Origin of the sequence: Neobacillus nitrireducens (assembly GCF_030915405.1) — a bacterium.
Lineage (GTDB): Bacteria > Bacillota > Bacilli > Bacillales > Cytobacillaceae > Neobacillus.
This window is the reverse complement of record NZ_CP133262.1, coordinates 1,630,744-1,646,251: the sequence shown is the minus strand read 5'-3', so window position 1 is coordinate 1,646,251 and position 15,508 is coordinate 1,630,744. Positions and strand designations below refer to the sequence as shown.

The window sequence follows — 15,508 nt, the reverse complement described above, 5'->3', positions numbered from 1 at the left end:
AATGCTCTTATAGTAAACAGGCAGGAATAACTTTCAATATTGCATTGACTATAGTAAAATGACTGTAGTCAAGGAGCAATTTTTTCAGGAGGGGGAACGATTCATGTCCATTGAATTAAAAACAAAGTTCGGACAAATTGATATTTCAAATGAAGTAATCGCAACCATCGCCGGAGGAGCAGCAATCGAATGCTACGGCATCGTCGGTATGGCCTCAAAGAATCAAATCAAAGACGGAATTACGGAAATATTACGAAGAGAAAATTTTACTCGGGGCGTGATTGTCCGCCAAGAAAATGAGGAATTACATATTGATATGTACATTATTGTTAGCTATGGAACAAAAATTTCCGAAATTGCCCACAACGTGCAATCAAAGGTTAAATACACCCTCGATAAGACTGTTGGACTTGCCGTTGAATCGGTAAATATTTACGTTCAGGGAGTTCGAGTGACGAACACTTAAGTTCGCTCCGAACCTCAAGTGAGGAGGAAAGTTTGTGTCAATAACAGCTTTAGATGGAAAACGTTTTGCCGAGATGGTGATTCAAGGAGCAAATCATTTGGCTGCAAATGCAAAAATGGTGGATGCTCTAAACGTTTTTCCCGTGCCCGATGGTGATACTGGAACGAACATGAATTTATCAATGACCTCAGGGGCGAAAGAAGTAAAAAATAATGTTCAAGAACATATTGGTAAAGTTGGAATAGCTCTATCTAAAGGCTTACTAATGGGAGCACGCGGAAATTCAGGTGTCATCCTTTCCCAATTATTCCGCGGTTTTTCGAAGGCAGTAGAAATGAAAGCGCAAATTTCAGGGAATGATTTTGCACATGCCCTCGAGTCAGGGGTAGAGACTGCTTATAAAGCAGTCATGAAGCCTGTTGAAGGAACCATTTTAACCGTCGCTAAGGATTCAGCTAAGAAGGGCGTTCAAGCTGCCCAGAATTCAAACGATATTATTGTCATTATGGAAGAAGTATTAAAAGAAGCAAAGGCATCACTAAAACGCACTCCTGACCTGCTTCCAGTCTTAAAAGAAGTCGGTGTGGTTGACAGCGGCGGACAAGGGCTTGTATTTGTTTATGAAGGATTTCTAGCAGTCCTAAAAGGCGAAATGCTGCCCGATACACCTTCTGCATCACTTTCTATGGATGAATTGGTAAATACGGAACATCACAAGAGTGTCCAAGGACATATAAACACGGCAGATATTGAATTTGGATACTGTACTGAATTTATGGTTCGTTTTGAACAGGAAAAGACAGCCAAGCATCCTTTCAGTGAAGTCGTTTTCCGCAATGACCTCAGCAAATTAGGAGATTCTTTATTAGTCATTGCCGATGAAGAAGTTGTGAAAGTCCATATCCATTCCGAGCAACCGGGCGATGTACTAAGCTACGGGCAAAGGTACGGAAATTTAATTAATATGAAGATTGAAAACATGCGTCAACAGCATACCAATATTGTTGGCGAAACACATGTTGCGCCCGTTACTGAAAAGCAGGGGTCACCTAAAGAGCTGCAAGAATACGGAATTGTTGCGGTATCGATGGGATCAGGCATTGCAGATCTATTTAGAAGTATTGGGGCACATGCCGTCATAGAAGGCGGGCAAACGATGAATCCGAGTACAGAGGATATCGTCAAGGCTGTTAAAGAAGTTAACGCTAAGAAGGTATTTATATTACCTAATAATAAAAACATTATCATGGCAGCCCAGCAGGCGGCCGATGTTTCAGAAGAAGATATTTATGTCATACCATCCAAAACTGTCCCGCAAGGACTTTCAGCTCTTTTAGCATTTAATCCGTCAGCTGAGCTTCAAGCCAATAAAGTATCAATGAATGATGCCTTAGAACATGTTAAAACGGGCCAAATTACTTTTGCTGTACGAGATACCCAAATTGATGGATTAGACATTGAGAAAGATGATTTCATGGGTATTGCTGAAGGGAAAATTGTTGTTAAGAACAAGAACAAAGGAAAAGTAGCTGAAGAGTTACTTTCCCAAATGCTCGATGATGATTCCGAAATTTTGACGATTATTTATGGGGAAGACGTAAGCGAAGAAGAAGTAAGCCAGTTAACCCAATTTGTTGAAGAGAATTATCGAGATGTTGAGGTTGAAATCCATAATGGCGGCCAGCCGTTGTATTCATTTATCTTTTCAATTGAATAATGAACCGCTAAAATAGAAGGGGAGATCCCTTCTTTTTTTGTGAAAAAGAAGTTAGAAAGAGTAAATTAGAACAATATCAATAGATATAACAGCGCTAAGGGGGGAGTCTTGTAAAAGTGAATCCACATCTTAATCAATCAATAACCGTTATTAGGGGAATTGGTGAAGAAACTGCTGAGATTTTTTCAGAAATGAAAATCTTTACGATAAAAGATTTATTGGAGTATTTTCCTTATCGTTATGAAGATTACCGCCTTCGTGATATAACAGAGGTGCAGCATGATGAGAAAGTAACAGTAGAAGGGAAGGTTCATAGTGAACCTTCTCTTAGCTATTTTGGAAGGAAGAAATCCAAACTAATGATCCGGCTTTTCGTTGGCTCTCATTTAATTAAAGTAGTCTTTTTTAACCAGCCCTATTTAAAAAATAAAATTATTATCAATGAAACGATAACGATCACTGGAAAATGGGATGCCCATCGGCAAACAATCACAGCAACTGAAATGCAACAAGGCACAAACACAAAGACAAAGGATTTTGAGCCGGTATACTCCTTACGAGGGAAATTAACAACAAAGGGTATTCGCAAATTTATCAACAATGCATTCCAACAATATGGACAATTCATAGAAGAAACACTTCCAGTTGTTTTCTTAAAGAAATATCGCCTGCTTGATAAACAGAGAGCGATTAAAACAATGCACTTTCCAAGTAGCCAAGAAGATGTCAAACAAGCACGAAGGCGCATTGTTTATGAAGAATTTCTTTTGTTTCAACTAAAAATGCAGGCATTAAGGAAGTTTGAACGTGAACATTCCCCGGGTATTTGCCAAAATTATAATGAGTTACAGGTAGAAGGTTTTATTAAAAGTCTTCCTTTTCCGTTAACAAATGCTCAAACTAAGGTAGTCAATGAAGTATTAGCGGAATTAAAATCACCACTCCGGATGAATCGATTGTTACAAGGGGATGTGGGTTCAGGGAAAACGGTTGTTGCTGCGATTGGTTTATATGCCAGTGTGACTGCGGGGTTTCAGGGAGCTTTAATGGTACCAACAGAAATTCTGGCAGAGCAGCATGCACAAAGCTTAAAAAGCATGCTAGATCCATTCGATATTAGGTGCGAACTTTTGACAAGTTCTATTAAGGGCAAACGCAGAAAAGAAATTCTTCAAGAACTAGCGAATGGTAACGTTGATATTTTGATTGGTACACACGCACTTATACAGGATGAGGTCACCTTCAAAAAATTGGGCTTTGTAATCACCGATGAACAGCATCGCTTTGGGGTGGAACAGCGAAGAGTGCTGAGGGAAAAAGGTGAGAATCCTGACGTTCTTTTTATGACTGCGACACCGATTCCACGAACCCTTGCCATCACGGTATTTGGTGAAATGGATGTTTCCATAATTGATGAGATGCCTGCAGGGCGAAAATCAATTGAAACTTACTGGGCAAAACCGGAAATGCTCGAACGCGTCCTAGCTTTTGTAGAAAAGGAATTACAAAAAGGGCATCAGGCCTATGTTATTTGTCCGCTGATCGAAGAATCAGAAAAGCTCGATGTCCAAAACGCGATTGATGTGTTCACTACTCTAAGTCACTTCTTTCAAAATCGCTATAAGGCGGGGCTTATGCACGGTCGCTTAAGCTCGGAAGAAAAAGATTCAGTAATGAAGGCGTTTAGTGCCAACGAAGTACAGGTGCTTGTCTCAACCACAGTAGTTGAGGTAGGAGTAAATGTTCCGAATGCGACGATGATGGTTATTTATGATGCAGAAAGATTCGGCCTTTCGCAGCTCCACCAGCTGCGTGGACGTGTTGGACGGGGCAGCGATCAATCCTACTGCATTTTACTTGCAAGCCCTAAATCAGAAGTGGGTCAAGAAAGAATGCGGATCATGACGGAAACAAATGATGGATTTGTTCTAAGTGAGAAGGATTTAGAACTTAGAGGACCAGGTGACTTTTTTGGCAGAAAGCAAAGCGGTGTTCCTGAATTTAAGGTTGCAGATATGGTCCATGACTATCGTGCGCTAGAAACAGCCAGAAATGATGCAATGATTCTTATCCAGTCAAAAACTTTTTGGACAGCCCCTGAGTATCTATTCTTAAGAGAAGCGCTTGGGGAATCAGGGGTTTTAGAAGGGGAAAAGCTAGATTAAATCAGTTCATTTACCTTTTTAAGAATTTCTAAATAGAAAAAGTAGATGCTATGAATAGAAAACAAATTCTTGCAATCTGCTTTTTCTAATTTTATACTACTATTAGTACCTAGTCATAAGATCTCGGACGGTGTGAAAAAATTATGAGAAAAAGTAAAAAAGAACGGCAACAATTATTGACTACTACAATTAATGAAAATCCATTTATAACTGATGAGGATTTAGCAGAAAAATTTGAAGTGAGCGTACAAACAATTCGTCTAGACCGTTTAGAATTATCCATTCCTGAACTTCGGGAACGAATTAAGACCGTTGCAGAAAAACGGTTTGAAGATGAAGTCCGCTCCTTACCGCTAGAAGAAGTCATCGGTGAAATTATTCATATAGAACTGGATCAGAATGCCATTTCGATTTTTGATGTAAAAAAAGAACATGTCTTTAAACGAAATAACATCGCTCGTGGCCATCATGTATTCGCCCAGGCTAATTCCCTCGCTGTAGCCGTTATTAACGATGAATTAGCATTAACAGCAAAAGCGAATATTCAATTCAATCGTTTGGTGAAATTGAACGAGCGTGTGATTGCCAAAGCAAAAGTAATAAAAATTGATGGGAACTTAGGCAGAACAGGTGTCGAAGTCACAAGTTTTGTGAATAATGAACTTGTTTTTACCGGAGAATTTGAAATGTACCGTTCGAAAAATCGGTAAAGGATGAGAAAAATGAAACTAGCAATTGATGCAATGGGCGGCGACAATGCTCCAAAAGAAATCGTTTTAGGGGCACTTAAAGCTGTACAAGCATTTTCAGATTTACATATTACCCTTGTTGGGGATGAAAATAAAATTAAAGAAACACTAACAAATCATGAACGGATTTCAGTTATCCATACCACCGAAGTTATCCTTGGTACGGACGAACCTGTAAAAGCGGTGCGCCGTAAAAAAGATGCTTCTATGGTGTTGGCCGCACAGCAAGTAGCAGATGGATTGGCGGATGCTTGTATCTCTGCGGGAAATACAGGTGCCTTAGTAGCCGCGGGTCTATTTGTGGTTGGCAGAATAAATGGGATTCACCGTCCAGCCTTAGCGCCAACACTTCCAACCATTGGCGGTGAAGGCTTTCTGTTACTAGATGTTGGGGCAAATGCAGATGCCAAGCCGGAGCATCTGCTCCAATACGGATTGATGGGATCTATTTATAGTGAAAAAGTAAGAGGCATTACGAAGCCAAGAGTAGGTCTGTTAAACATTGGGACCGAGGAAAAGAAAGGGAATGAACTGACCAAGCTTGCCTTTGAAATGTTAAAAAATGCCGATCTTAACTTTGTAGGGAATGTTGAGGCAAGAGATTTGCTAGATGGTGTTGCTGATGTGGTTGTTACCGATGGATTTACGGGAAACATGGTCCTAAAAACAATTGAAGGAACGGCACTATCTATGTTTAAAATGTTAAAAACGGCGTTAATGAGCAGTTTTACAAGTAAATTAGCGGCCGCTGTTTTAAAACCAAATCTAAAAACCTTAAAGAATACAATGGATTATTCCGAATATGGCGGTGCTGCACTGTTTGGTTTAAATGCACCGGTTATTAAGGCTCATGGCTCTTCGAATGGGCAAGCTATTTTTAGCGCAATCCGGCAAACAAGGGAAATGGTAAGCAATGATGTTGTTGGATTAATAAAAGTTTCAACAGAAGAAGCGGGTACCACAAAAGTTGAAAGGTAAAGGAGTAAGGTAATGAACAAAATAGCATTTGTGTTTCCTGGGCAAGGGTCACAAGCAGTCGGTATGGGTAAAGAGTTAGCAGACAACCATCCGGATGTAATGGATTATTTTAATAGAGCGGATGAAACGCTTAATACGCAACTAAGTAAATTAATCTTTGAGGGTCCAAAAGAAGAATTAACAATTACTTATAATACACAGCCAGCCCTTTTAACAACCAGTATTGCTATATTGGAATACTTCCAAAAATCTGGGATTAAAGCTGATTATGTTGCTGGCCATAGCTTAGGTGAATATACGGCCCTTGTTGCTGCGGGCACTTTTACTTTCGAAGAAGGAGTCTTTGCGGTTAGAAAACGGGGCGAGTTTATGGAAAGTGCCGTTCCAAATGGGGAAGGGTCGATGGCAGCGGTATTAGGTCTTGATCGTGCACCCCTTTCAACGGTGACAACAGAAATTAGTGATGATGGTAATCCAGTATCATTAGCAAATTTAAACTGTCCAGGTCAGATTGTTATCTCAGGCTCTAAAAAAGGGGTAGAGCTTGCAGCAGTGAAAGCAAAAGAAGCAGGGGCAAAAAGAGTGCTTCCATTAGACGTGAGCGGTCCATTCCATTCCGCATTAATGAAGCCAGCCGCGGTACAATTGCGAGAAGTATTAGATGAAATTGAGATGAAAGATGCCAGCATCCCAATCGTGGCCAATGTCACTGCAGAACCAATCAGTTCTGCATCAGAGATCAAGGATAAGTTAATTGAACAACTTTATTCCCCTGTCTTATGGGAAGATTCTGTTCGGAAGATGATTGATTTGGGTGTCGATACATTCATAGAAATTGGTTCTGGGAAAGTTCTCTCAGGCTTAATTAAAAAAATTGATAAAACAGTTACAACCTATTCAGTATCCGATGAGGAAAGTGCACAAGCTGTTATGGATGCGCTAAAGGAGGAAAGACTATGAATCTTGAAGGGAAATCAGCTCTTGTAACAGGTGCATCGAGAGGGATTGGCAGAGAAATTGCCCTTGAACTTGCACGTCAAGGAGCAAATGTTGCAGTAAATTTTTCTGGTAGTGAAGCAAAGGCTAATGAGGTTGTTGATGAAATTAAAGCTTTGGGCAGAGAGGCATTTGCTGTAAAATGCGATGTATCAAACACTGAAGAAGTTGCAGCAATGGTTAAGGGGACGATCGACAATTTTGGAAAACTTGATATTCTCGTAAATAATGCTGGAATTACAAAAGATAATTTATTGATGAGAATGAAAGAAGAAGAATGGGACGACGTCATTAATATCAACCTTAAAGGTGTCTTCCTGTGTACAAAAGCGGTAACAAGACAAATGATGAAGCAACGTGTAGGGCGCATTATTAATATTGCATCGGTTGTCGGTGTAAGCGGGAATCCCGGACAGGCAAACTATGTCGCTGCAAAGGCCGGAGTTATTGGTTTAACAAAAACAACTGCTAAAGAACTTGCATCGCGCAATATTACCGTAAATGCGATTGCACCTGGCTTCATCACAACAGATATGACTGATAAATTAACTGAAGAAGTAAAAACAGAAATGTTAAAACAAATTCCGTTAGCAAGATTAGGAGAGCCTAAAGATATCGCTAAAATCACGGCATTCATTGCATCTGACGATTCTGCCTATATGACTGGACAAACATTGCATATAAATGGCGGCATGGTAATGTAGCTAGACAGTAATATAGGTTCAAAATTAATTTTAATAAAATCTTAGTGTATTATTTTGTTGAAATACTCTATAATAGCTTGAGGGGAGGTGAACAGGCATGGCAGAGGTATTAGAACGTGTAACAAAAATCATCGTTGACCGCTTAGGCGTGGATGAATCTCAAGTTAAACTTGAAGCATCATTCAAAGATGATCTTGGTGCTGATTCCCTTGACGTAGTTGAACTAGTTATGGAATTAGAAGATGAGTTCGATATGGAAATTTCTGACGATGACGCTGAAAAAATTAGCACAGTTGGTGACGCTGTTAATTACATACAAAGCATAAAGTAATCGTTAGATTTTATTCACAAAAGCTCCGTTTTCAAACGGAGCTTTATTCTGTAAAATAGAACTTGGCTTCCCGATGTGATGCCAAGTTTCTTTGCGTTTTGCTAAATATTTTTTTTAAACTTATACTTGAGTGGTGTGTAAATTATTTGATGCAAGGTGGAGAAGTTTTTATGCGCAAGAACAATAAGGAAAAAGATTTAAATAACCGCGCAAAAGAAAATCTATTTAAAGATTTTCAAAATACGATTGGTATTAGGCTGGAAAACGAAAAACTATTAAAACAAGCATTTACTCATTCATCTTATGTGAATGAGCATCGCAGAAAGCCTTTTGAAGATAATGAGAGGCTTGAGTTTTTAGGAGATGCCGTTCTTGAGTTAACTGTTTCACAATTCCTTTACAAAAAATATCCTACGATGACAGAGGGAGAATTGACGAAGCTTCGAGCTGCTATTGTATGCGAGCCATCTCTTGTTGCATTTGCCAATGAACTTGACTTTGGAAAATTAGTTTTGTTGGGTAAAGGGGAAGAGATGACAGGTGGACGGGAGCGTCCCGCTCTTCTAGCGGATGTTTTTGAAGCATTCATTGGAGCCCTTTATTTAGACCAAGGAATTGAAACAGTCATTAAATTTCTCGAGAAGGTTGTTTTTCCAAAGATTAATGCTGGTGCTTTTTCTCATGTGATGGATTATAAAAGCCAGTTGCAGGAACTTATTCAACGGGATGGGACAGGCGCGATTGAATATCGTGTTCTTCAAGAAATAGGGCCTGCCCATAATAAAGAATTTGTTTCGAAAGTTTCCTTGAATGGTAAGGAATTAGGTGTAGGAACCGGGAAATCAAAGAAGGAAGCCGAACAACATGCCGCCCAGATGGCTCTCGATATTTTAAAGGAAAAAACAACTTAGAAATGACAAAATGTTTGCAAGTAGTCCAGCTTGCAAGCATAGGGAGGATTAAGAAATGTTTTTAAAACGGTTGGACATTATTGGCTTTAAATCCTTCGCTGATCGTATTGGAGTTGATTTTGTACCGGGAGTAACAGCTGTAGTAGGTCCAAATGGCAGTGGAAAAAGCAATATTACCGATGCTATTCGTTGGGTATTGGGCGAACAGTCGGCTAAATCGCTTAGAGGCAGTAAAATGGAGGATATTATTTTTGGAGGAAGCGATTCCCGTAAACCCCTAAATTTTGCTGAAGTAACTTTAACTTTGGATAATCAGGAGCAAGGCCTGTCACTTGATTATAATGAAGTAAGTGTCACAAGAAGAGTATCCCGTTCTGGTGATAGTGAATTCTTAATTAATAAGCAGCAATGCCGCCTCAAAGATATTGTTGATTTATTCATGGATTCCGGGTTGGGAAGAGAAGCATTTTCAATTATTAGCCAAGGAAAAGTGGAAGAAATCTTAAATAGTAAAGCCGAAGAACGTAGAACCATTTTTGATGAAGCTGCCGGTGTTCTAAAATATAAACAGCGAAAGAAAAAAGCAGAGGTAAAACTGTTTGAAACTCAAGACAATTTAAACCGGGTAAATGACATTTTACATGAGCTCGAAAGCCAAGTTGAACCATTAAAAATCCAGGCATCGATGGCAAAGGATTTTCTAGAGAAGAAAGAGGAACTTGAAAAATTTGAAGTGGCCTTAACAGTATACGAAATTGAGGATCTTCATCAAAAATGGGAAAGTCTTTCCAAACAGTTAAACGAACATCAGGAGGAAGAGCTTCGGCTTTCTTCTGAACTGCAAGTAAAGGAAGCAAAAATAGTTGAAAAAAGAGATCAAATCACCGCGTTCGATGAGTCTATAACAGACCTTCAGAATGTACTCCTCTATGCTACAGAGGAGTTAGAAAAACTGGAAGGCCGAAAAGAAGTCTTAAAAGAACGGAAGAAAAATGCCTCCCAAAATAAAGAGCAGCTTCAAACGAATATCTTAGAATTAACAGATAAAATTACCCAGCTAAAAAATAATCGGGACATACTTGCAGCATCTGCCGAGGACCTTGGGAAGCAAGTAAGCGAATTGCAAACTCAATTAAAAGAAAAACAAGCAAAGCTGCAGTTATTTACCGAAAATATTGAAGACAAAATAGAAGAATTAAAAAGTGAATATATCGAGTGGCTAAACAACCAAGCTGCTGCAAAAAATGAAGTGAAATACATTGAACAGCAGCTTGAACAGCAGGAAAGAAAAAGTTCACGTCTTGATTCTGAGAATGACAAGTTTATCGAGGAACGGGAAATTGCTAAGGTTAAAAAAGCGAATATCCAAACAGCCTTAGAAGATATACAACAAAAGATAGCAGAGCAGGTAGATTCCTTTCGAGAACGGCAGCGAAAGCTGGAGACAACCAAGAATAATTATCAAAAACAAGAAAAGACACTGTACCAGGCTTATCAAATTCTCCAACAGGCAAAGTCAAGAAAAGAAATGCTTGAAGAGCTGGAAGAGGATTACTCAGGCTTTTTTCAAGGGGTAAAAGAAATCCTTAAGGCTAGAGGGAAAAACCTAAAGGGAATTGAAGGAGCGGTTGCCGAGCTTGTGACGGTCCCGAAAGCGTATGAAACGGCATTAGAAACAGCCCTTGGCGGAGCTCTGCAGCATATCATTGTAGATAATGAGCAAAATGGACGGACAGCCATTCAATATTTGAAACAGAATTCATTTGGCCGGGCTACTTTCTTGCCATTGAGTGTCATTAAGGGAAGACCCTTATCAGCAGCTCAGTTAGCTTCTATTCAAAAGCATACATCGTTTGTTGGAACCGCTGTAAGTCTTGTTAAATTTGATCCAAAATATTTGGAGGTCATGAGCAATCTGTTGGGGAATGTAGTCATTACGAGTGACTTAAAAGGTGCCAATGAATTAGCTAAAATTCTACAATATCGCTGTAGGCTGGTCACGTTAGATGGTGATATCGTCAATCCAGGCGGTTCCATGACCGGTGGTGCCATTAAACAAAAAAACTCTTCATTATTAACGCGCAAAGTTGAGCTTGAGGAATTAAAAGATAAGCTTAATTTGATGGAAGAAAAAACAACCCAACTAGAAAAGCTGGTCAAGTCACTAAAAGATGACGTTCAGCTCTCAGAAAAACTACTTGAAGAATTGCGCAAAGATGGCGAAGAATTGAGATTAAATGAACTTTCTTTAAAGGGTGACCTTCGTCAAGCAGAACAAGAAGAAAAAAATATCAACGAACGTTTAGCTATTTATGATTTAGAAAAAGGGCAATTTACTGATGAGAAAACAACTTTATTAAAAAGAAAAAATGAATTAACCCTTTCGATGGAGTCCTATAAAACTTTAATAGCTGAGCTGGAGGCTCAAATAGCGAAACTTACTGAACGTAAGTCGAGTGATTTAACCTCGAAAGAAGCGCTGACAATTGAAATAAGTGATTTGAAAGTAGCATTTGCTTCTAAAAATGAACAGTATATGAGTACACAGGAACGTTATACAAATCTAAAAGCAGATTTTGAAGAGAGTGAACAAAAGCTTTCACTGTTTACAGAAGACTTAAATTTGTTAACCTCGGAAATGACAAATAGTTCGTCTGGAGAGGTACAGTTAGAAACTGCTGCTATTCGAAAACAACAGGATAAAGAAGCCGCGTTACAGTTAATTACGGTTAGACGAGAAGAACGCCTATCCTTAAAATCGGCTTTAGAAGACTTAGAATTGGAAGTCAAGGAATTAAAAAGACTTCACCGCGGAATGACTGTCGTTTTAAAAGACGAGGAAGTGAAAATCAACCGCTTGGATGTCGATCTCGAAAACCGTTTTGCCCGCTTAAGAGAGGAATACCTATTATCGTTTGAAGGTGCAAAAGAACAATATCCATTAAAGATATCCATTGAAGAAGCGCGGAAAAAGGTCAAGCTAATCAAGTTGTCCATTGAAGAACTTGGGAATGTCAATATAGGTGCCATTGAAGAGTATGAGCGTGTCTCCGAACGATACGAGTTCCTTAATGAACAAAAAAACGATCTCCAAGAAGCAAAAGAGACTCTATTCAAGGTAATTGATGAAATGGATGAAGAAATGAAAAAACGCTTTGAACAGACCTTTAATGGGATTCGTGAACATTTTGAACCGGTATTTAGAACACTTTTCGGCGGTGGAAGAGCCGACTTGGTGCTTACCGTACCAGGTGATTTATTAAATACAGGTGTTGAAATTGTTGCGCAGCCACCGGGGAAAAAGCTGCAAAATTTGGGCTTATTATCAGGTGGAGAACGAGCATTAACAGCGATTGCCCTTCTTTTTTCCATATTAAAAGTACGCCCAGTTCCCTTCTGTATCCTTGATGAGGTCGAAGCGGCCTTGGATGAAGCAAATGTCCAGCGCTTCAGCCAATATTTAAAACGATATAGCAAGGAGACGCAATTTATAGTGATTACCCACCGCAAAGGGACCATGGAGGAAGCAGATGTCCTCTACGGGGTAACCATGCAAGAATCAGGCGTTTCAAAACTAGTGTCCGTCCGCTTAGAAGACACAAAAGAGCTTGTTGAATCTTAATATTAGGAAGTGATAATATGAGTTTTTTTAAAAAATTAAAAGAAAAAATCACCAAATCAACGGATGCAGTAACCGAGAAGTTTAAAGAAGGTCTAACGAAAACAAGGGATAATTTCTCAGGTAAAGTAAACGACCTTGTCGCAAGATACCGCAAAGTGGATGAAGATTTCTTCGAAGAATTAGAAGAAATCATGATTCAGGCCGATATCGGCTTTGATACAGTTATGAAACTAATCGATGAGTTGAAAATGGAAGTCAAACGCCGGAACATACAAGATCCTCAGGAAGTCCAAAGTGTCATTTCCGAGAAGTTGGTAGATATCTATAATGCAGGGGAAGAACAATCCTCAAAATTAAATATTCAAGAAAATGGCCTGACCGTCATTTTATTTGTTGGAGTCAACGGGGTTGGAAAAACAACAACCATCGGTAAGCTAAGTTACAAGTTTAAGAATGAAGGAAAGAAAGTACTTTTAGCAGCAGGTGATACCTTCCGTGCCGGAGCGATTGAACAACTGGAAGTCTGGGGCGAGAGAGTCGGTGTTGATGTTATTAAGCAGGCAGAAGGTTCTGACCCTGCCGCAGTTATGTACGATGCCATTCAAGCAGCAAAATCTCGAAAAGCAGATATATTGCTTTGTGATACCGCTGGCCGCTTACAGAACAAAGTGAATTTAATGAAGGAACTTGAAAAGGTCAAGCGAGTCATTGAAAAAGAAATACCCGGGGCTCCACATGAAGTAATATTAGTCCTTGACGCAACAACAGGTCAAAACGCTCTTATCCAGGCAAAAACCTTTAAAGAAGTGACAAATGTCAGCGGAATTGTTCTTTCAAAATTAGATGGTACGGCAAAGGGCGGAATTGTTCTTGCCATCCGTAATGAATTAAAAATCCCGGTAAAATTTGTAGGTTTAGGCGAAAAAATGGATGACCTTCAGGAATTTGACGCGGAAAGATATGTGTATGGATTATTTGCAGATCAAGTGGAAAAAACAGTGTAATGGATGTAAAGGTAGTATCTTGACAGATAATGTCTGACCCTGTAAACTACTTTTGTAAAGGCTTTTCACTTAACATGCTCATTGGAGGGGATTGCATGCTTGAAAAGACGACACGAATGAACTATCTTTATGATTTTTATCATTCGTTGTTAACCCCAAAGCAGCAAAGCTATATGTCTCTCTATTATCTCGATGATTACTCTTTAGGTGAAATAGCTGAAGAGTATGATGTAAGCCGCCAAGCCGTATATGATAATATTAAGCGGACGGCGACAATGCTCGAGGAGTACGAGGAAAAGCTGCTATTATTTCAGAAATTTCAAGAGCGCAGCAAACTTTTAAGAAATGTAAAAGAAATGCTCAATGAGGATCACCCTTCAAAGCAGGCAATGTTAGAAGCCGTTGCTGAGCTGGAGAATTTAGATTAGGAGGCGGCATGAATGGCATTTGAAGGATTAGCCGACCGACTGCAAAATACAATCCAAAAAATCCGTGGAAAAGGGAAAGTTTCAGAAGCGGATGTAAAAGAAATGATGCGTGAAGTACGCCTGGCTTTGCTAGAAGCAGACGTAAACTTCAAGGTTGTTAAAGATTTTGTGAAAAAGGTCAGTGAACGTGCCATTGGGCAGGAAGTACTGAAAAGCTTAACACCCGGTCAGCAGATTATTAAAATCGTTAATGAAGAATTAACGGAATTGATGGGCGGGGAACAAAGCAAAATCGCCGCGTCTAATCGCCCCCCAACCGTTATTATGATGGTTGGCTTACAGGGTGCCGGTAAAACGACAACCTCCGGAAAGCTTGCCAATTTGCTTCGCAAAAAGTATAACCGTAAGCCATTGCTTGTTGCTGCCGATATTTATCGACCGGCTGCAATCAAACAGCTTGAAACACTTGGTAAACAATTAGACATGCCTGTGTTCTCACTTGGTGATCAAGTAAGCCCTGTTGAAATTGCCAAGCAGGCGATTGCCAAAGCAAAAGAAGAACATCATGACTATGTCCTTATTGATACTGCAGGACGACTCCATGTGGATGAAGCATTAATGGGTGAGTTAAAGGACATTAAAGAATTAACAAAACCTGATGAAATCTTCTTAGTCGTCGACGCAATGACGGGTCAAGATGCGGTCAATGTGGCTCAAAGCTTTAATGAGCAGCTCGGCCTAACTGGGGTTGTATTAACCAAGCTAGACGGCGATACTAGGGGTGGTGCGGCACTTTCGATTCGCGCTGTAACGCAAACCCCGATTAAATTTGTCGGTTTAGGCGAGAAATTAGACGCGTTGGAACCTTTTCACCCTGAACGAATGGCATCTAGAATCCTTGGTATGGGTGACGTGCTGACGTTGATCGAGAAGGCCCAGGCTAATGTTGACGAAGAAAAGGCTAAGGAATTAGAACAAAAAATGCGGACAGCTTCTTTTACGCTTGAGGATTTTTTGGATCAGCTTGGCCAGGTTCGTAATTTAGGACCGCTTGATGAACTATTGAAGATGATGCCTGGTGCAAACAAAATTAAAGGGTTAAATAATCTTCAAATCGATGAAAAGCAAATTGCTCATGTTGAGGCAATCATCCGTTCAATGACAATGGCAGAAAAGAATAACCCGGAAATCTTAAACGCCAAACGGAAAAATCGTATTGCCAAAGGCAGCGGTCGTTCTGTAACAGAAGTAAACCGCTTGTTAAAGCAGTTTGAAGATATGAAAAAAATGATGAAACAAATGACTGGTATGCAGCAAAAAGGCAAGAAAAAGGGCGGGTTTAAATTCCCTTTTAAGCCGTTTTAAAATCGAAAAGCGGAAGCGCCCGTTTAGCGGCGTATGGCCTAGAGCACTCCAACTGAGATAAAGGAAACACGG

13 protein-coding genes are annotated in these 15,508 nt (G+C 39.7%); all 13 read left to right on the top strand.

Annotated features, from left to right (window positions below):
* Positions 1-103 precede the first annotated feature (103 nt).
* The gene (locus RCG22_RS07845) at positions 104-466 is read left to right on the top strand and encodes an Asp23/Gls24 family envelope stress response protein (RefSeq protein ID WP_098261150.1); all 363 of its coding nucleotides are present in this window, start codon (positions 104-106) and stop codon (positions 464-466) included.
* A 34-nt stretch (positions 467-500) separates the two neighbouring features.
* On the top strand, positions 501-2,183 hold the full coding sequence (locus RCG22_RS07840) for a DAK2 domain-containing protein (protein WP_308106441.1): 1,683 nt from the start codon (positions 501-503) through the stop codon (positions 2,181-2,183).
* A gap of 116 nt (positions 2,184-2,299) precedes the next feature.
* Complete coding sequence (gene recG, locus RCG22_RS07835) at positions 2,300-4,348, top strand: ATP-dependent DNA helicase RecG (RefSeq protein WP_308106440.1); 2,049 nt, start codon at positions 2,300-2,302, stop codon at positions 4,346-4,348.
* A gap of 143 nt (positions 4,349-4,491) precedes the next feature.
* Positions 4,492-5,058: a transcription factor FapR gene (fapR, locus tag RCG22_RS07830; RefSeq protein ID WP_308106439.1), complete on the top strand. Its 567-nt coding sequence runs from the start codon at positions 4,492-4,494 to the stop codon at positions 5,056-5,058.
* Positions 5,059-5,070: 12 nt separating this feature from the next.
* Positions 5,071-6,075, top strand: coding sequence for a phosphate acyltransferase PlsX (plsX, locus tag RCG22_RS07825; protein ID WP_308106438.1), 1,005 nt, complete (start codon positions 5,071-5,073; stop codon positions 6,073-6,075).
* Positions 6,076-6,087: 12 nt separating this feature from the next.
* Entirely contained in the window at positions 6,088-7,035 is a 948-nt protein-coding gene (fabD, locus tag RCG22_RS07820; RefSeq protein WP_308106437.1) for an ACP S-malonyltransferase, read from the top strand.
* The gene (fabG, locus tag RCG22_RS07815) at positions 7,032-7,775 is read left to right on the top strand and encodes a 3-oxoacyl-[acyl-carrier-protein] reductase (RefSeq protein WP_098261156.1); all 744 of its coding nucleotides are present in this window, start codon (positions 7,032-7,034) and stop codon (positions 7,773-7,775) included. Before fabD ends, fabG begins: the two co-directional genes overlap by 4 nt.
* Before the next feature lie 97 nt (positions 7,776-7,872).
* A complete protein-coding gene (acpP, locus tag RCG22_RS07810) occupies positions 7,873-8,106 on the top strand; it encodes an acyl carrier protein (protein WP_098261157.1) in 234 nt (77 codons plus the stop codon).
* A gap of 170 nt (positions 8,107-8,276) precedes the next feature.
* Positions 8,277-9,017 (top strand): ribonuclease III, encoded by a 741-nt coding sequence (gene rnc, locus RCG22_RS07805; protein WP_308106436.1) that lies wholly within the window; start codon positions 8,277-8,279, stop codon positions 9,015-9,017.
* Positions 9,018-9,072: 55 nt separating this feature from the next.
* Positions 9,073-12,639, top strand: coding sequence for a chromosome segregation protein SMC (smc, locus tag RCG22_RS07800; protein WP_308106435.1), 3,567 nt, complete (start codon positions 9,073-9,075; stop codon positions 12,637-12,639).
* 17 nt (positions 12,640-12,656) lie between these two features.
* Complete coding sequence (gene ftsY / locus RCG22_RS07795) at positions 12,657-13,643, top strand: signal recognition particle-docking protein FtsY (RefSeq protein ID WP_098261160.1); 987 nt, start codon at positions 12,657-12,659, stop codon at positions 13,641-13,643.
* A gap of 95 nt (positions 13,644-13,738) precedes the next feature.
* The gene (locus RCG22_RS07790; RefSeq protein ID WP_098261161.1) at positions 13,739-14,071 is read left to right on the top strand and encodes a putative DNA-binding protein; all 333 of its coding nucleotides are present in this window, start codon (positions 13,739-13,741) and stop codon (positions 14,069-14,071) included.
* A 12-nt stretch (positions 14,072-14,083) separates the two neighbouring features.
* A complete protein-coding gene (ffh, locus tag RCG22_RS07785; protein WP_098261162.1) occupies positions 14,084-15,436 on the top strand; it encodes a signal recognition particle protein in 1,353 nt (450 codons plus the stop codon).
* Positions 15,437-15,508 lie beyond the last annotated feature (72 nt).